This window comes from Microcoleus sp. BM001215392 (assembly GCF_036700185.1).
In the GTDB taxonomy this organism is placed as follows: Bacteria; Cyanobacteriota; Cyanobacteriia; order Cyanobacteriales; family Microcoleaceae; genus Microcoleus.
The window spans coordinates 25,429-42,276 of record NZ_JAUBOJ010000005.1 but is presented as its reverse complement, the minus strand read 5'-3'; the positions used below and the strand labels follow the sequence as shown (position 1 = coordinate 42,276).

Below are 16,848 nucleotides of genomic sequence, written 5' to 3'. Positions count from 1 at the left end.
AGATATTTGACTAAAGTGCGATCGTCCTCTGGGTTGATGTAGGTGGCTGGGGGAATTTGTTCTAATAAATGTAATCTGAGAGCTGAGGGAACAGTTTCAATGCGTAAGTTAAACATAGGTCTATCCGAGGAGCAACGTGCAGGCGTTATCGAACTGTTGAATCACGACCTGTCAAATGCTTATCTGCTGTTAATCAAAACCAAAAAGTATCACTGGGATGTAGTAGGCCCGCAGTTTCGATCGCTCCACCAGTTGTGGGAAGAACACTACCAAGCCTTGACTGAGAATATTGATGCTTTGGCCGAACGGGTTCGGGCTTTAGGCGGCTACCCAATTGGTACTGCTGAGGGTTTTCTCAAGTATGCTTCGATTAAAGAACATATCGGCGATTTGCCTTTGGCGACTGAGATGGTATCGCGTTTGGTTGACGATCACGAATTGGTTATTCGCAATCTCCGCCAACACGTCGAACAGTGTGCTGAAGAGTTTAAGGATGATGGAACCGCAGACTTTTTGACGGGTTTGATGGAACAGCACGAGCAAATGGCTTGGATGTTGCGATCGTTTATTGAAGGCGAATCGCTGGCGCCAGACGGCCAGCAGCCACAAGCTAAAACTCCTACAGCTTCTCACGCTTAGATTGATGCTAGGGCAATTGCGCGCGAGATTAATGTTAACTTAATCCGAAAGTTCGCCAGGTAATTAATTACCTGGCGAATTTTTAAAATCCCAAAGTAATTCATTGAGCAATTTCTTCAGTCTGAAAACCTAAAGCCATTGTCCTTTACACTTCTGGAATAATTTGCAGATGGTAGAGTTCAGTAACGACTCCTTAAAATCGGAGCCAGCGAACAATAGCGCCAGCATTAATATCAATTACCATCATACCACAACGAGGGTCAGCATCTTTTTGTACTAACAAATCATCTAATTCTAAGCCGCTAAAAGTTTTGTCGCTACCTCAAGGTTTAGAGAGTCCAACAATCGCCAAGTTTTGCCAAAATGCCAGTCCTCGCACGTATCCGAGACAAAATGCGAGATCCTGAAATGTCCCAGTCTCTAAATCCACATAACCTAACTCTCCCGATCCCGAATTTAGTACCCACAATTGGTCTTGATACCAGTGGGGTGAGTGCGGCATTGACAATCCAGTGACGATGATATCGTTGGATTCTATATCTATGATTATGCCGCCGTTTTTTGTGCGATCGCGCCAGCCACCCACAACATCAGACTGACTCGATGCTGTCACATATTTGGGTTTCCCCTCCACCATCGCTAAACCGTTGAGGTGACAGCGCTCCTCGCGGACGTATTGTGAGATAAACGGGGGTTTCCACAGCGGTTTGCAACTGTGAGAATCGCTCAAGGTGGCTATGCAATTGAGCAATGTGCTGATGAAAATTAGTTGTCCTCTGCTATCTACAGCTAGATCGTGGATGTCGATGTCGCGCGTTGTGTAACCGATGCGGGGCACGTAAAGCCGCAATTTTGATGCAATTATCCCGCTGCTAGCACGTTATCTAATTGCCATAGTTGATATTTGGAACTTAGGTAAATCCGCGACGGCGTGCAAAAAAGTCCCATTGCGCGATCGAATATCCGCCAAAAACCAGAGATGCGGTTGGCGAATGGGCGAGCACCGATGAACATCGATCGGCTGGTTTGATAGGTAGTACAGCGGATGGTGATTTTTTGTTGGGCTAGCCAAGTGGGAAATTCGCGATCGCCCACAATTTCGCTTAAGTTTTCGCATTAGCAAATTACTTGGTTGACTTTTACCAAGGCTGTCATTGCATTGAGGTTATTGCCGTCTAGTTGCAAGACTTTTTGATAATTTGTCGCCGCCTCAGCATATCGATCGCAGCCAAATTAAATTCTGGCTAAGTTTCCTAAGGCTGGAATCAAATCTGGTTGAATTGCTAAAGCTTTTTGATAGGCAATTTGGACTGCTTCGAGTTGTTCCTGTTTGGCGAGTAGGCTTCCTAAGCTATTATAAGCGATCGCATAATTGGGATTGTAGGTGACGGCTTGTTCCTAGGCTGCGATCGCGCGATCGACTTCTGCTATATTTTCCAGAGCTACGCCTAAATTGTACCACGCTTGAGAGTAACGCTGTTCGCAGTTTAAGGCTTGGCGGTAACAGGAGCTCGCCTCTTGCCATTGTTTTTTGACTAATTTAGCATTTCCCAATTGAAAGTAAGCGGGAGCATAATTAGGTTCAGTAGCAATAATCTGTAAGTATTCGGTTGTTGCGGCTTCCCAGTTGTCTTGTTTTTGGAGAGCAATTGCGCGATCGCAAAGGCTGTCTGCTGAATTTTATTGTGACATTTTCTATCTACTGATTTCGTCTTGCCAGCAAGGCGGATTTTTTGGTTGGGTTAGCCAACGGATGAAAAGTGGGCTACTCCCAAAGAGCGTATTCGTGGATGGTGTTCAAAACTGATTCGTCATTAAGTGGATGAGAAGTTAGATTTTTTACAGAGAAATTGCGATCGCGATCGTATACAATAATATTTCTGAATCAAGACTCGATCGCACTGAAGGGCGGATTGACGTTCAGTCAGTTGGCAATTACTCAAGATTCTCAGGGCGGTTTAATCAAAAATGCCTTGACAGGTGAGTCGTTAGGTAATCTTTCTGGCGTAAGTGCGATCGCCCTAACATCGGTTAACTTCATTCAAACCTAATCGTATCGCAGCGGGAGATAGACAAAATACTGTTTGACAATTAGACTCGCTTATCCCTCTATGGCGTATTTTTTTGCCTCGGCTCTCCCCCCAGCGACCCGAAAAAATGGGGGATAAAAAATCTTAAAGTCCCCTTTCTTAAGGGAGATTTAGGGAATTGAGACTGGATTACTAATGCGTAAGTCTATCTTGTTAAACTATTAAGCCGCATTCTTTCATAAACCTGCGACGGCAACATTCTGTGAATTTTCGTCCGCGCTTCTATCTTCGCCAGTGTTGTTTCTTTAGTCGATTCTGATATTTTTTTAGATTTTAAGCCGGATTTAGTTGGGGGTAAAAGTATAACTTTTAAGATGGTTTTTATTGACATTAAGTACAGATTGTGATGCAATAGCGCCATAAATAAATCTTCTTTTAAAGCTTGAGACAGCCAAAATAATGTACTCCGGTGATTGCCGCTGCGGTTGCTTTTAACAGCTAGATGAATGTAAAAACTGCTGCTAGACCAGCGATAAATACTACGGGTAATTTCGGGATGTTGCTGCCGAACATTTGCCATAATTAAAGAGTGAGATTTTGCCATGGCTGCAAAGTTGCAAGACATACTGCTGGTAATTTGTCGGTAGCCCACTAAATATTCTGGTACTACTTTAAATTGATAATGTTCGGCTATGCGCAGGTAAAGTTCCCAGTCTTCGCAGCCTTGAGCATTTTCTAGTTTAAATTGGCAATTGTAACCGCCGATTTTTTCAAAGCAAGCGCGCCGAATCAGACATGAGCTGGCATTTCCCATAAAATATTTATAAACTAATGCTGTGTAAACTTCTCCTGCGATGGTAGAGTTATAAAATCCACCTGTGAGCAAGTCTTGTTCGTTGATATCAACTGACCAGGAATAGACAACTCCGACTGTTGATGCTGAGTCAGTCAGGCATTTCACTTTTTTTTCTAGGTTGGATGGATACCAAATATCGTCGGCATCAATGGGTGCAATGTATTCGCCTTTTGATTTTTGAATGGCTAGGTTGCGAGCGGCGGCGACTCCGGCATTTGACTGTTGAAATAAAATGATTCTGCTATCTTTTTGAGCAAAAGATTTGACAATTGCGGGAGTTGTATCTGTGGAGCCATCGTCTACTACTAAAATTTCTATGTTTTGATAAGTTTGAGATAAGACAGACTCCAGTGTTTGCGCAATAAATTCCTCAGCGTTGTAAGCCGGTATAATTACTGAAATTAATGCCATATCTAAATTATTGGTGTACAGGTTGACTTAATCTAAGATTTTTTTGTGTAAAATTTTTGGATAAAAGCGAGCTATCTAATGGTATGTTAACAAAGAAGCAAGGTCGATCGCACAGCGTCAGAATTTTTCTGATGTTTGTTTTGAATATCTTGCCAAAATTTATCAAAGGTGCATTGACATAGCAGTCGGGGTGCGGACTGCAATGCAGGAGTTAATCGCCGCTGAGGTCTGTCAAAGAAACTGTACCCAGCAAGTCCTGACCGCCAAAGGGCATCAACAAAGTCTTTGTATTATTTTATACGAGGCTGGCGACGAATCTAATTCTTGTAGGCCCGAACGCTATCACAGACAATCACTGGTGGGGCTTTTTCTCAGGTTTACAAAAACAATCATATATTTAAAGATTTTGTAAAGGTGCTGTCTTCATCAGGTGAGTCTGAACCAGAGGTGGCGTAGAATACAAGCAGGAATTTGGAAAAATCCCGGCTGCAATGTCACTAAAAAATCTAGTTGAAGAGAAACATCTGCCGCTCAAAAAACCAAGTAGAGCTGATTAGACCCTGAGTTTCGTAAAGTAGCAGCATTAAAAATCCCTCACAACTTTCGAGTGCAAATTTAACTATATAGGTAATGAATTATACCGCAGAACCGACTGTATCCGTAATTGTCCCAGTCCACAACGGGGGATCTTACTTCCGCACCTGTTTGTCAAAACTGGCTCAAGCTGTACCGAGACCGATCGAGATTATTGTAGTAGCAGATGGCGAAAGCGACGGTTCTTGGCGTCTGGCAAAGGAATTCGGCGCCAAATTAATCAGAATTCCTGAATGTGGCGGCCCGGCACGAGCGAGAAATTTAGGAGCGCAAGCTGCGAAGGGAGATATTTTATTTTTTGTAGATGCTGATGTCGCGGTTTGTCCTGAAGCTATCGGTTATGCCAAATCGGAGTTCAAAAATAATCCCTACTTAACTGCTTTAATCGGCTCCTATGACGATGCTCCTGGAGATCCAGATTTTCTATCGCAGTACAGGAACTTGTTGCACCACTACGTCCACCAAACTGGTAACGAAGAAGCTTCGACTTTTTGGGGCGCTTGTGGAGTGATTCGTCGGGAAATTTTTTTGCAGATGGGTGGGTTTAATGAGAGTTACCGCCAAGCTTCGATCGAGGATATTGAGCTGGGCTACCGTTTGAAACAAGCTGGTTATAAAATTAGGTTGTGCAAAACATTGCAAGTCAAGCATTTAAAGCGCTGGGAAGCGGTGGGGATGGTGAAAGCTGACTTTTTTTACCGAGCGCTGCCTTGGACTGAACTGATTTGGCGCGATCGCAAATTGAATAATGACCTAAACTTGCAAGTGTCGAACCGCATCAGTGTAGTTTTAACTTATGCAATGATGCTGGCAGTTGTGGGGACGTGCTGGTCACTTAACTTTCTGATACTAGCTGGGTTGCTGGCAATACCGTTAGTAGCAATTAATTCACAGCTCTATCGATTTTTTCAGCAAAAACACGGTATCGTATTTGCTCTAAAAACAATTCCGTGGCACTGGCTTTTTTATTTTTACAGCGGACTGGCATTTGCGATCGGCACGGGTCGTCACTTATCCCAAAAAAAGCCCTTGACTGGTAAAATTAACTTGCCAGTATCGCTAAATAATTCAAGGAAAATTGTCCTTCAACATCAAGGCGATCGATAATTCTTCAGGGTATTCACGGGTGCATCTATCAATTTTAGAAGTTATAAATATAGAGTAATAGAAAAAAGCTGGAGGTAGGCTGAGTGAAACATTATCCTGTAGCGATCGTCGGTGCTGGGCCTGCGGGTTTGACTGCCGCCTACGAGCTAGTCAAGGAAGGCATCATCCCTGTGGTACTCGAAAAAGGAGATAAAGTTGGGGGAATAGCTCGCACAGAAACCTACAAAGGCTATCGTTTCGACATTGGGGGCCACCGATTTTATACTAAAGTTACAGCGGTGCAAGAATTGTGGCAAGAGGTACTAGGAAATGATTTTATTAAAGTGCCGCGATTGTCCAGAATTTTTTATAAAGGTCGTTTTTTCAACTATCCGATTAGTGCCTTCAATACTCTGTTTAATTTGGGCATAATTGAGAGCGCCCTGATTATCTTGAGCTATCTGAAAGTAAGAATCTGGCCACTTCCGAAAGAAACAACTTTTGAACAGTGGACGATTAATCGTTTTGGCGAACGCTTGTATAAAACATTCTTCAAAACTTATACAGAAAAAGTTTGGGGAATTCCTTGTTCTGAAATTCAAGCAGATTGGGCGGCGCAGCGGATTAAAGGATTGTCGCTGACAACGGCGATTATTAATGCTTTGTTTGGTAGCAATGATACTAAAACGTTAATTAAAGAGTTTGACTATCCGGCTTTGGGGCCGGGGATGATGTGGGAAAAGTTCGCGGAAGCTGTGGAAAATAAAGAGGGTAAAGTTTATCTAGATACTAAGGTGATTAGCTTTGAACGTGAAGGTAATAAAATTAAAAGTATTACTGCACAGCAGAACGGAGAATTAGTTCAATATTCTGCGGATAATTTCATTACGAGTATGCCGATATCGGCGCTAGTAGCACGGATGAAACCGCAGCCACCTGAAGAGGTGTTGCACGCGGCGCGATCGCTCAAATATCGAGATTTCTTGATTGTATCGCTGATTGTCGATCGCCCAAATTTATTTCCTGACAACTGGATTTACATTCATTCTCCCGAAGTTCAAGTCGGACGGATTCAAAATTTTAAGAATTGGAGTGCTGCTTTGGTTCCCGACGCTAGCAAAACTTGTTTGGGAATGGAATATTTCTGTAGTGTTGGCGATGAAATCTGGGAAATGTCGGATGCGGAACTTGTGAAATTAGCAACTCGTGAGTTGGTTGGGTTGGGTTTAGCAAAAACTGCGGATGTTGAGGATGGAGTTGTGATACGACAACCGAAAGCTTATCCGGTTTATGATGGCGAGTATCGCGGACACTTGCGGGTACTTGAAGATTTTTTGAAGGGAATTGAGAATTTGCAGACGATCGGGCGAAACGGTATGCACCGATACAACAATCAAGACCATTCTATGCTGACAGGGATATTGGCGGTGAGAAATATTCTGGGCGAGAAGCACGATTTGTGGGATGTGAATACTGAGCGATCGTACTACGAAGACTTTAGTGTCGATCGATCGAAGGAAAAAAAGGATTCGGATTTGATGGCGCAGTCTAGTTGACATATTGCAATGCGGGCAATTAAGCGAAAACCCATCTTTTGTTTGCGGGCGATCGCTCGACACTCTCTAACCCTAAGAATCTAATCATTTACAATCAGGGAAACGATTCATGAAACTCACGGATTTGCCGCAAGAAGTGCTCGATGACTTATGTCAAGATGAAGAATGGCGTTTAGATATCGATCCAGGATTTGACAGCAAACACGAATTTTGGATGGCGTGGCATCATTTTATAAAATTACCGGAGAAATCCTACTTTGAGAGTACCGAAGATAGTTTGGCAGATTTTATCACTGTTGAAGAGTATAATTTGCTGCTACCAGTGTCGCGATCGCACCATGCCAGTATTGATCCCATTCGATTGATTCCGAGTGCCGATCGACAAACACTCACGCTGTTTCTTCAGGACTCTTACCATCGCGATTGGTTCACAAAGCCCAGCGATGCCCGTTGTGGATTTCTGGCGATCGCCGATCGCTACCAGAAGTTTGGCTGCGATTTCTATCTTGCCAGCTATTATCATTTCGCTTACCTTGTGGGGAGGGATTACGAAGCTGCTGTGGCGATTCTTACTCAGAAATTAGATCGGCTAGCGTAAGTGACACACTATCCCGATCGCCCGCTTGCATAAATGACTCGATAGGTTTTCAAAATGTTAGATCGCAAATAAGGATTTTTTAACTGCTTTTTTTCCACCAAATCTATACAACGGTGAAATAAATTCTCTATCTCCTCCTGCATTCCCAATAAATGAGACAGGGTAAGGCGGTGCGATGGCTCATAGGTAACTAATACATCCACATCGCTATCGGGGCGAAAATCATCCCGCAGCACGCCCGCCAAACAGGGCAAACTCGACAATTTTCCAGTGCTGGCAAAATTGTGCGATCGCATCTAGAGATACTTTTAGGCGATCGGTTATCACATATTCTAAATCTGATTGCAACTCAATCATGGGCGAGCCAACCTCCAACGGGAGGAAATAACGTCTGAGCTAAAGTGAAGCAATGGCATCGCTAATTTTCACCATGAGTGTCATCGGATCGATCGGCCCCACAGTAAATCCGCACTTCTGATAAAACTGCTTCGCATCTTCGGAGATAGCGTGTACGAGAATTGCCCGTATCCCTGCAATCTCAGCAGCTTGCAAAGTCCGAAGAATTGCATCCCGCAGCAAAGCGCGTCCAATGCCGAGGCCTTGCCAGTTGCGATCGACCGCAAGCCGTCCAATCACCATAACAGGAATCGGATCGGGCATATTGCGCCGAACTTTACCCGTTGCAGCAGTTTGTGCTATTGCTCCCGTTGCAAGACAATAGTATCCAATGACTGTTTGGCGATCGCACACAACGTAAGTCCGTGAAGCCCCTTCTGATTCATTTTTCAGGGCGCGACGCTTTAGCCATTCATCTAACTGACTGTTACCTGAATCAAAGCTCTCAATTTGATGTAACGAGTTCAGTTTTTCAGGTGGGCAGAGTTGGTCTAAATTTCGATCTAATCCCACGGAGATTTGGTTTTTAGTAATGCGTTTAGCTTCTGATTTGGCGTCGGCGGTGCATCCAGCAGCGCCAAAAATTGCTTGAATTTGAGTTCATCTAACCCAAAAAAACAGCGGTCTAGAATCACATCTTGAGCTTTTTGGTAAGCTGATTCCAGCATGAATTCCGATCGGCTTTTTCCCTGTAATTGGGCCGCGCGATCGATTACAGCGCGTTGATTCGGCTTAGCTCGAATGTTGATTGTCACATCGCGGGTCTGGCTGACTGACCCTTCAGATGGTGATATGTGCATATTTGATTAAAAATAGTTGTAATTAGATCCAGTAGCTTTACGATACTTATATTCTAAATTGTTGTACACACAATGTCAACACATATGCTGAAATTGCGATCGCGGCTCTATGATGAGTCGATTTAAAAGTTGACGTGCGAGATAAAATGAGAGGAGCTAGATTGAGAGGTCATCTTATGTCGCCGATTAAACAACGCCTTCTAGAAGCGATCGAACGGACTCCTGAATCGATTTTAGAGCAAACCTTGACATTCCTGGAATTTTTGATTAGTCGGAGACAGACCACGGCCCCAGACTTTGACTCAGATTTTGATTCAGACACCGACTCCAACGACCAAATCCTTGCTGACCTGAAAGCCTCTCTCCACCAAGCCTCATCGGGACAAACCTTCCCCATCGAGGAGCTCTGGGACGGCATCAATGTCTGAGATGCCAGCCCAACTCAAGTTCACGGCACTCTTCAAACGTCGCCTCAAAGGACTCGCTAAAAAGTATCGCCAAATTCAAACAGATGTTCAGCCCGCCCTCGATGAGATTGTCCAAGGAAACTTCATCGCAAACCAAATTGCAGGAACCCAATATACCATTTACAAAGTCCGGGCTAAAAACACTGATGCCCAAGTTGGTAAAAGCGGTGGTTATCGTTTGATTTATCAAGTTGAATCACCGACTCAGGTTGTCTTGCACCTGATTTACTCGAAATCAGAACAAGCAAACGTCTCGACCGAGGAAATCCAAACTGCGATCGCACAATACCAAGCAGCACCAGGCGAATAAGCCATTTTTCAAATCTAAACTTTGGATATCGCTGACATTGATATCACCTATGACCCAAGTCCCGACCTTGTTGTGGCACCAGTGTATCTTTGAGAGTTGACACAAATTTTTTAAACTTGTGCTAACTCTTGACTGCATACTGATTAGATTGAAAAATATGCACAAACGCCAGCAACAAACCAACCAAGCTATGAACTTTTCACAGCAATCAGGGGGCAAAAGTCCCACATCCACAAAAACCAACCCAACACAAAATCTACGTGCCTCCGGGCTGCGGACATTGCTCCTCGCCGCCGGGATAGCCTCTCTGTGCGCCAGTTGTCAGAGTCCCCAAACACCCAGCGCCACAGCCCCCGGCAGCAGTCCCGGCAGCACTCCCGGAAGCTCTCCCGCAGCCTCTCCCGTCGCCGTTAGCACTCCCGGAGACCCAAATACTGTCAAAATAGTCTCCATGCTCCCCATGACAGGTAGCGCCTTGGGTCAATCTCAAACAATGGTCAACGGCATCAAACAAGCACTTGCCGAAAGCGACTCCAAAGCCTGCGACGGCAAAATCAAAATCGAATACGAAGTGCTTGATGACGCTACCGCCGCCGCCGGCAAATGGGACCCCAGCCAGGTAACATCCAACTCTAACAAAGTCGCCGCCGATGGTTCGGTAGTTGCTGCGATCGGTCACTACAACTCAGGTGCCGCCAAACTTTCAATTCCGGTGCTCAACCAAGCTAATGTAGTGATGGTGAGTCCGGCAAACACCTATCCGGGTTTGACAAAACCAGGAAAAGGCGAACCCAAAGAACCCAACGTTTATTACCCCGCAGGCACTCGCAATTTCACCCGCGTTGTACCCGCAGACGACATCCAAGGTACTGTAGCCGCCAACTGGGCGAAATCTTTAGGAGTTAAAAAAGTCTACATCCTCGACGATCAAGAACTGTACGGCAAAGGCGTTGCTGACGTTTTTGAAGCAACTGCTAAAACTGCGGGAATTGAAGTTCTCGGTCGCGAGGGAATTGATATCAAAGCCAGCGATTACAAAGCTTTAATGAATAAGATCAAAGCTTTAAATCCAGACCTGATTTACTTTGGCGGCACTACTCAAAGCAATACTGGACAAATAATTAAAGACATGAGAAATGTCGGAATGACACCTGATGCAGTCAAATTCATGGCCCCCGACGGCATTAAAGATCAAGCTTTAATTGATGCCGGAGGCAAAGATGCCGAAGGCGTTTATGCTACTTTTGGCGGCTTGCCTCCTAAAGAATTGACTGGTGAGGGCGCGAAGTGGTATCAAAGCTACAAGGCAAAATATAATGCTGAACCAGAAGCTTATGCAGCTTATGCTTATGAATCTGCTAAGGTGATTATCGGCGCAATTAATAAGGTCTGCAAAAATGACCGCGCTGCGATCCGCGATGCTGTTTTGGCAACTAAAGATTTTAACGGCGTTCTGGGTACTTGGAGTTTTGATGCCAACGGCGACACTAGCTTGACTACAATGTCAGGAAATGTTGTTAAAGGCGGCAAGTGGGAGTTTGTGAGCGCGCTCAAGACTGAATAATTAGTCATTGGTTATTAGTCATTAGTCATTACTTGTTAATGGTTACTGAGTATTGATTGGTGATTGGCAATTCGCACCTCACCAAATTATGTAGTAGGGTGCGCAATGCGCACCTTACCAAATTATGTAGTAGGGTGCGCAATGCGCACCTTACCAATCACCAATTACTGGCAATGCGCACCTCACCAAATTATCTAGTAGGGTGCACAATGCGCACCTTACCTGCGCACCTTACCAATCACCAATTACTGGCAATGCGCACCTCACCAAATTATCTAGTAGGGTGCGCATTGCGCACATTACCAATCACCAATTACCAATTAGCACAAATTATGAAAAACTGGAAAAGTATTCTCTTATATATAGGTGTAGCCTATATAGTTTTGCTGTTAGGCCCGATCGCCGGATTCGATTTGCCCAAAATTGTAGGAGAAGTAATCCGCAGCCCTGAAGTGCTGATCCAACAATTGTTAGTAGGTTTGGTCAACGGGGCGCTGATTGCAATTATTGCTTTGGGTTACACGATGGTTTACGGCATTATTGAATTAATCAATTTTGCTCACGGCGATTTGTATATGTTGGGTGCTTTTGCTTCGCTGACTGTGTTCGGAGCTTTTGGCATTCAAGACGGCGCATCTTTAGGTACTGCGATACCGGTGATGTTAGTCGCTTTAGTTGTATGTTCGGTGTTTTGTGCGGGGCTGAATATTGTTGTCGAAAAGTATGCTTATCGTCCTTTGCGAAATGCTCCGCGTTTGGCTCCGTTAATTTCGGCGATCGGCGTTTCGTTTATCTTCCAAAATATGGGGTTATTTTGGGGAGGATTGAAAGCTTTTATTCCGGTGATGGGTTCTAATTCGGCGGCCCCGAAAAGCTTCCCAGATTTGTTGCCGCGCGTTGATATTCTCAAAGCTATGGGAATTGAAACGAGTATTGTGTTTACTACCAAAGATTTAATTGTATTGGTAGTAGCTGTGGTATTGATGGTTTCGCTTCATGTATTCGTGCAGTACACTCGTCTGGGAAAGGCGATGCGGGCAACTGCTCAAAGCCGCGATGCTGCTAAAATCATGGGAATTAATGTCGATCAGATTATTGCTCTGACTTTTTTGATTGGTGGCGCTTTGGCTGGTTCGGCGGGAATCTTGGTAGGTTTGTACAACAATACGATCGTGTTTACTATGGGGTTTACGGCAGGTTTGAGGGCTTTTACGGCGGCTGTTTTGGGGGGAATTGGGAATATTGTGGGGGCGATGTTAGGAGGGGTTTTGATTGGGGTGCTTTCGTCTTTGAGCGACCAGTATTTGTCTAGTCGCTGGACTAATGCTTGGGTGTTTGGGGTTTTGGTGGTAATTTTGGCTTTTAGGCCGGGCGGTTTGTTGGGTGAGAATGTTCAGGAGAAGGTTTAAAGGTGCAGGGTTGAAAAAATGGCAAAAGACATTTATCATTATAATGTAAGGACTGCTTTAGAAAAGGATGGGTGGATAATTACAGACGATCCTCTGACTCTGCAATTTGGTTCGCGCAGTGTGTTTGTGGATTTGGGAGCTAAAAAGCTGCTAGCAGCCGAACGCGATGGACAAAGAATTGCAGTTGAAATCAAAAGTTTTGTAGGCAAATCTCTAGTAAAAGATTGGGAAAATGCGATCGGGCAATACATTTTGTACTTAACAATCCTATCTAAAAAAGAGCCGGGTCGCACCCTATATTTAGCAATTACTGAACAAATTTATACAAGCTTCTTTAATGAAGATATCGTGCAAGTTGTACTTGCAGACGGAGTAATAAAAATTATCGTTGTCGATACTATTCAGGAGGTTATTACCAGATGGATAAACTAGACAAATACCGCGACTTAATTTATAAAATCTTGTCGTACTATGCCAGCCTACCGTACAGATACGCCGAGATTAATAACAAAGTCATTGTCAGCGAAGACCGAAATGATTTTTTATTGATGACTGAAGGCTGGGAGGGCCAAAGGCGACTTCACTACTGCCTCGTTCACGTTGAAATTCGCAACGGCAAACTGTGGATTCATTATGACGGTATTGAAGACGGGATTACCGATGAATTACTGGAGGGTGGCGTTCCTGAAAATTGCATTGTTTTGGCGTTTCATTCGCCGGAAGTACGCAAACATACGGGATTTGCGATCGCCTGAAATATATACTCCTACGTGGAGGAAACACAAGATGGCCAAGACAAATGATGCACTAAAGATTCTTGCAAAAATTACCTCTGTAGAGCCTGAAATGGAGGAAATGATTAAGGAATCCCATTTCAATATTATGCAACACCAAATTAAATATTCCCTGGTTTCAACCAGCCAAAAACTTCGCCTAAAGTCAACTGCATTTCTCCCATAAATTCGGGAACTGGTAATATATCTGTCGGTTCTTGCAATGAAATTGGCTGCTGCCTTGCAGGATAAGCTAAAATGTTTTTTTCATCAGGATCGAGCAACCAACCCATCTGACAACCGGCGTTCAAACAGTGCAAAATATTGTTGGTGACTTTGGTTTGGCTTTGGCCGGGCGACAAAATTTCTATTGTCCAGTCTGGGTGAGCATTGAATGTATTGGCAATTTCGCCGTCAGCGTCTAGGGGAATGCGATTCCAAACAAAAATCGCGACATCGGGAACAATAGAACGTCCGCCAAAGGTGCAGCGAAGTTCTGGTAAGGCTAGGGCTATTTGCGGTTTCTCTGCTATGTCGTTCGCAACTGTGACGAGTCTACCTTGTAGTTTGCTGTGTTTTCCTTGCGGCATGGGTTTTTGTAAAATGACACCGTTGATGTATTCGCTAGCGGGTTTGGTTTCCGCGAGTTGCAAAAACTCGTCGAGGGTGATAGTTTTTTGAGGAGCTTGTACCATATCGCGATCGCCCGTTTGAAGTGTGTTGCGGTAACAGTTCCAGTATATAACAGTTGACAGTTGACAGTTGACAGTTGACAGTTGACTAATGGTAAGGTGCTGATCTGTGAGATTGTCTATTTTTTTGAGGGATTCAAGGTGGCGACGCACCCTACGACTACTGACTGCTGACTAATGACTAATAACTAATGACTAATGACTAATGACTAATAAAATAATCAAAGCAATTAAATCTAGTGGTATTTTAGGAGCGATCGGCTCTTTGACAGTCCTCCTATTCGGCGGTTGGAGCGGCACCGTCATCGGCTGGCTGATGGGTACGGCTGCGGGCTTTATCGCTTGTCAAGAACAGAAGGCTGCCAACCCGAAAATGGGTGCGACAATCGGCAGTTTAGCCGGATTGGGATTGGGAGTTTGGCTGTTAGTTGCTAGCGTCCTCGAAGGAGTTGTGATTCGACCTTTTTCGGGTCAATCTGCGGTGGATTTGCCGACTACTTTGCTGTACGGAATTTGCAGTTTGGCGATCGCCATTTTTACCGCTACATTAATGGGTGCTCTACAGGGTTTACCAAAGGAACGCCAGCGATTGGCAACTTTGGTAACATTAGCTTTTATTCTAATTCTGTTTCCGTTCATCGATCTTCAAGCTAAAACAGGCTGGATTGCGACTGTAGTACAGATTCAAATCTTTATTATGTTGGCGCTGGGTTTGAATATTACTGTCGGTTTTGCGGGTTTGTTGGATTTGGGATATGCGGCGTTTTTTGCGATCGGCGCTTACACCACGGCTTTGCTATCTTCGGGACAGATAAATATTGCTTGGAATTTTTGGGTGGTTTTGCCGATCGCCGCTGCTGTAGCTGGCCTATCGGGCGTCATCCTCGGTATTCCGACACTGCGCCTCAAGGGCGATTATTTGGCGATCGTCACCCTCGGCTTTGGTGAAATTATCCCGGTTGTATTTAGAAATTTAACCGCGATTCGCATCGACGAACCAGTCTCGAAGATTGTGGCTGCTGTTTTGGGTAAACCGGAATTGGTGCTGTGTCTCGTTGGGTGCGATCGACCTTTCAACCTCACCGGCGGCGAAGCAGGAATTAACCCGATCGGGCGTCCATCTCTCCCGATCGTCGGCACATTCAGCACCGGTAATTACTTTCCCTGGTACTACCTAATTTTGCTGCTAGTAGTCTTCTCTTACTTCATGATTTCGCGGCTCCGAGATTCCCGTTTGGGGCGGGCATGGAATGCCATGCGCGAAGATGAATTAGCGGCCAGCGCAATGGGCATTAACCTCGTCAAAACAAAACTTTCGGCTTTTGCAATGGGAGCGACGTTTTCAGGCTTTGCTGGTGCGTTTTACGCCGCCTATATCAGCGCGATTTTTCCCAGCGTCTTCGACTTTTCAGTCTCCGTCATCATCCTGTGTATGGTGATTTTAGGCGGTTTGGGCAACATGACCGGGGTGATTTTGGGCGGTATCATTATCATGTCTGCCGATCGGCTATATCTCCCGCAACTCGCCCAAGTCCTCAAAGGTTTTCTGAATACTTTTGTACTTCCTAGGATTGCAATTCCCCAGTTAGCCGACTTTCTAGCAACCAGTTTAGACCCGATTCAACTGCGATTATTTCTCTTCGGTTTAACTCTTGTGGTGATGATGATCGTGCGGCCACAGGGGCTGATTCCCGATCGCATCCACGAAGCCGAACTGCATTCGGAGGATGCAGCAAGCAACGAATCTTTAGCAGATGCCAGAAATCAATAGTAAGGATGAAGAATTAGCCATGAGCAATGTAACTGGTACTGCTTTTATCGTTGCGGAATTTAGAGCAGAAGAGAATGAAGAAACAGCCCCACTTTACACTGATCCTGTAGTAAAAATCTGGCTGAATGATGAAACAAAACAAATCGCTGCTAAAATAGCTCAAAACTCTCCCGCCGCGAAAGAAATGATTAAGTTGCGGACTAAGTATTTTGATGATATTTTGTCAAATCAAGTGCTAGGAGGTTGCAAACAAGTAGTTATTTTAGGTTCTGGCTTGGATACTCGCGCTGCGAGAATTAATGGAGAGAAAGTCACTTATTTTGAAATAGACGATCGCGCTACTCTTGAATTAAAGGAAGAAACTCTCAAAGCCCACAAAGTTAGGGCAAATGTTCGCTACATTCCCGGCGATTACGTAAAAGACGGTTTAATTTCCTTGCTCAAACACAGCGAATTTGATTTCGATAGACTGACATATTTTTTGTGGGAAGGCAACACAACCTTGCTTGACAAGAAAGATGTAATATTTGTGTTAGAACAAATTCGCGACAATGTGAATAGTTTTCGATTATCCTTTGATTATATGTCAGAGCAGGTGATTTTGAGAACGACGGGCTACCAAGATATCAATGATTACATAGATAAATACGAAAGTATGTATGCACCGTGGATTACTGGCTTTGACCAAATTGCCATTTTGGCTGAGAAACTGAATCTCAAACTTATTGAGAACTTTTCGACGGCCGATTTGCACGCACAGTATCGCCCTCTCCGTTCCCTGGAATCTAATCTTTTTAAGTTCTATTTTGTTTGTACGTTAGAGAATATGTCAGACAATAGACTTGAATTGCAAAAATAGCGAACCTGTCCGAAAACTTGACAAAAAGCACTTTTGC

General features: G+C 44.4%; 22 protein-coding genes. 13 read left to right on the top strand and 9 right to left on the bottom strand.

The window, feature by feature from the left end:
- The first annotated feature begins 99 nt into the window (after positions 1–99).
- Positions 100–639 (top strand): Dps family protein, encoded by a 540-nt coding sequence (locus tag QT974_RS01275; RefSeq protein ID WP_333466730.1) that lies wholly within the window; start codon positions 100–102, stop codon positions 637–639.
- 322 nt (positions 640–961) lie between these two features.
- Here the strand turns inward: QT974_RS01275 and QT974_RS01270 are convergent, their stop codons facing one another.
- The 3 genes from QT974_RS01270 to QT974_RS01260 all read right to left on the bottom strand — a co-directional run bounded on the left by QT974_RS01270 (position 962) and on the right by QT974_RS01260 (position 2,193).
- Positions 962–1,489: a TIGR03032 family protein gene (locus QT974_RS01270; RefSeq protein ID WP_333466729.1), complete on the bottom strand. Its 528-nt coding sequence runs from the start codon at positions 1,487–1,489 to the stop codon at positions 962–964.
- Between the two features lie 11 nt (positions 1,490–1,500).
- Positions 1,501–1,734 carry a DUF4915 domain-containing protein gene (locus QT974_RS01265; protein ID WP_333466728.1) on the bottom strand — a complete coding sequence of 78 codons (234 nt, stop codon included), beginning with the start codon at positions 1,732–1,734 and terminating at the stop codon, positions 1,501–1,503.
- Positions 1,735–2,037: 303 nt separating this feature from the next.
- Entirely contained in the window at positions 2,038–2,193 is a 156-nt protein-coding gene (locus QT974_RS01260) for a tetratricopeptide repeat protein (RefSeq protein WP_442933140.1), read from the bottom strand.
- A 296-nt stretch (positions 2,194–2,489) separates the two neighbouring features.
- Between QT974_RS01260 and QT974_RS01255 the strand changes: the two genes are divergently transcribed.
- Positions 2,490–2,690 (top strand): hypothetical protein, encoded by a 201-nt coding sequence (locus QT974_RS01255; protein ID WP_333466727.1) that lies wholly within the window; start codon positions 2,490–2,492, stop codon positions 2,688–2,690.
- A 184-nt stretch (positions 2,691–2,874) separates the two neighbouring features.
- Here the strand turns inward: QT974_RS01255 and QT974_RS01250 are convergent, their stop codons facing one another.
- The gene (locus QT974_RS01250) at positions 2,875–3,936 is read right to left on the bottom strand and encodes a glycosyltransferase family 2 protein (RefSeq protein WP_333466726.1); all 1,062 of its coding nucleotides are present in this window, start codon (positions 3,934–3,936) and stop codon (positions 2,875–2,877) included.
- A 630-nt stretch (positions 3,937–4,566) separates the two neighbouring features.
- Here QT974_RS01250 and QT974_RS01245 point away from each other — a divergent pair.
- The 3 genes from QT974_RS01245 (at position 4,567) to QT974_RS01235 (ending at position 7,770) form a co-directional block, all read left to right on the top strand.
- Entirely contained in the window at positions 4,567–5,637 is a 1,071-nt protein-coding gene (locus QT974_RS01245; RefSeq protein ID WP_333466725.1) for a glycosyltransferase family 2 protein, read from the top strand.
- Positions 5,638–5,720: 83 nt separating this feature from the next.
- Positions 5,721–7,172, top strand: a complete 1,452-nt coding sequence (locus QT974_RS01240) for an NAD(P)/FAD-dependent oxidoreductase (RefSeq protein WP_333466724.1) — start codon at positions 5,721–5,723, stop codon at positions 7,170–7,172.
- A 109-nt stretch (positions 7,173–7,281) separates the two neighbouring features.
- Positions 7,282–7,770: a hypothetical protein gene (locus tag QT974_RS01235; protein WP_333466723.1), complete on the top strand. Its 489-nt coding sequence runs from the start codon at positions 7,282–7,284 to the stop codon at positions 7,768–7,770.
- Positions 7,771–7,778: 8 nt separating this feature from the next.
- On the opposite strand, the gene QT974_RS01230 is transcribed toward QT974_RS01235, so the two are convergent.
- Genes QT974_RS01230 through QT974_RS01215 form a run of 4 tightly spaced genes read right to left on the bottom strand, consistent with a single transcriptional unit; the run spans position 7,779 to position 8,966 of the window.
- Positions 7,779–8,033 (bottom strand): nucleotidyltransferase family protein, encoded by a 255-nt coding sequence (locus QT974_RS01230; RefSeq protein ID WP_333466722.1) that lies wholly within the window; start codon positions 8,031–8,033, stop codon positions 7,779–7,781.
- Entirely contained in the window at positions 7,993–8,127 is a 135-nt protein-coding gene (locus QT974_RS01225; protein WP_333466721.1) for a hypothetical protein, read from the bottom strand. The genes QT974_RS01230 and QT974_RS01225 overlap by 41 nt, the downstream gene beginning before the upstream one ends.
- 39 nt (positions 8,128–8,166) lie before the next feature.
- On the bottom strand, positions 8,167–8,679 hold the full coding sequence (locus QT974_RS01220; RefSeq protein WP_333466720.1) for a GNAT family N-acetyltransferase: 513 nt from the start codon (positions 8,677–8,679) through the stop codon (positions 8,167–8,169).
- The gene (locus tag QT974_RS01215; protein WP_333466719.1) at positions 8,670–8,966 is read right to left on the bottom strand and encodes a type II toxin-antitoxin system TacA family antitoxin; all 297 of its coding nucleotides are present in this window, start codon (positions 8,964–8,966) and stop codon (positions 8,670–8,672) included. Before QT974_RS01215 ends, QT974_RS01220 begins: the two co-directional genes overlap by 10 nt.
- 176 nt (positions 8,967–9,142) lie before the next feature.
- Here QT974_RS01215 and QT974_RS01210 point away from each other — a divergent pair, with 176 nt between their 5' ends.
- The 6 genes from QT974_RS01210 to QT974_RS01185 all read left to right on the top strand — a co-directional run bounded on the left by QT974_RS01210 (position 9,143) and on the right by QT974_RS01185 (position 13,471).
- On the top strand, positions 9,143–9,394 hold the full coding sequence (locus QT974_RS01210; RefSeq protein ID WP_333466718.1) for a hypothetical protein: 252 nt from the start codon (positions 9,143–9,145) through the stop codon (positions 9,392–9,394).
- Positions 9,387–9,743, top strand: coding sequence for a type II toxin-antitoxin system RelE family toxin (locus QT974_RS01205; RefSeq protein ID WP_333466717.1), 357 nt, complete (start codon positions 9,387–9,389; stop codon positions 9,741–9,743). Before QT974_RS01210 ends, QT974_RS01205 begins: the two co-directional genes overlap by 8 nt.
- Before the next feature lie 118 nt (positions 9,744–9,861).
- Positions 9,862–11,307: a branched-chain amino acid ABC transporter substrate-binding protein gene (locus tag QT974_RS01200; RefSeq protein WP_333466716.1), complete on the top strand. Its 1,446-nt coding sequence runs from the start codon at positions 9,862–9,864 to the stop codon at positions 11,305–11,307.
- A 332-nt stretch (positions 11,308–11,639) separates the two neighbouring features.
- Positions 11,640–12,716 (top strand): branched-chain amino acid ABC transporter permease, encoded by a 1,077-nt coding sequence (locus QT974_RS01195; protein WP_333466715.1) that lies wholly within the window; start codon positions 11,640–11,642, stop codon positions 12,714–12,716.
- An 18-nt stretch (positions 12,717–12,734) separates the two neighbouring features.
- Positions 12,735–13,148, top strand: a complete 414-nt coding sequence (locus QT974_RS01190) for an element excision factor XisH family protein (protein WP_333466714.1) — start codon at positions 12,735–12,737, stop codon at positions 13,146–13,148.
- On the top strand, positions 13,136–13,471 hold the full coding sequence (locus QT974_RS01185; protein WP_333466713.1) for a XisI protein: 336 nt from the start codon (positions 13,136–13,138) through the stop codon (positions 13,469–13,471). Before QT974_RS01190 ends, QT974_RS01185 begins: the two co-directional genes overlap by 13 nt.
- 140 nt (positions 13,472–13,611) lie before the next feature.
- Here QT974_RS01185 and QT974_RS01180 read toward each other — a convergent pair whose 3' ends face one another.
- A complete protein-coding gene (locus tag QT974_RS01180; RefSeq protein ID WP_333466742.1) occupies positions 13,612–14,184 on the bottom strand; it encodes a Uma2 family endonuclease in 573 nt (190 codons plus the stop codon).
- A 202-nt stretch (positions 14,185–14,386) separates the two neighbouring features.
- On the opposite strand from QT974_RS01180, the gene QT974_RS01175 reads away from it, so the two are divergent.
- Both QT974_RS01175 and QT974_RS01170 read left to right on the top strand, forming a co-directional pair.
- A complete protein-coding gene (locus tag QT974_RS01175; RefSeq protein ID WP_333466712.1) occupies positions 14,387–15,952 on the top strand; it encodes an ABC transporter permease subunit in 1,566 nt (521 codons plus the stop codon).
- A complete protein-coding gene (locus QT974_RS01170; RefSeq protein ID WP_333466711.1) occupies positions 15,936–16,811 on the top strand; it encodes a class I SAM-dependent methyltransferase in 876 nt (291 codons plus the stop codon). Before QT974_RS01175 ends, QT974_RS01170 begins: the two co-directional genes overlap by 17 nt.
- The last annotated feature ends 37 nt before the right edge of the window (positions 16,812–16,848 follow it).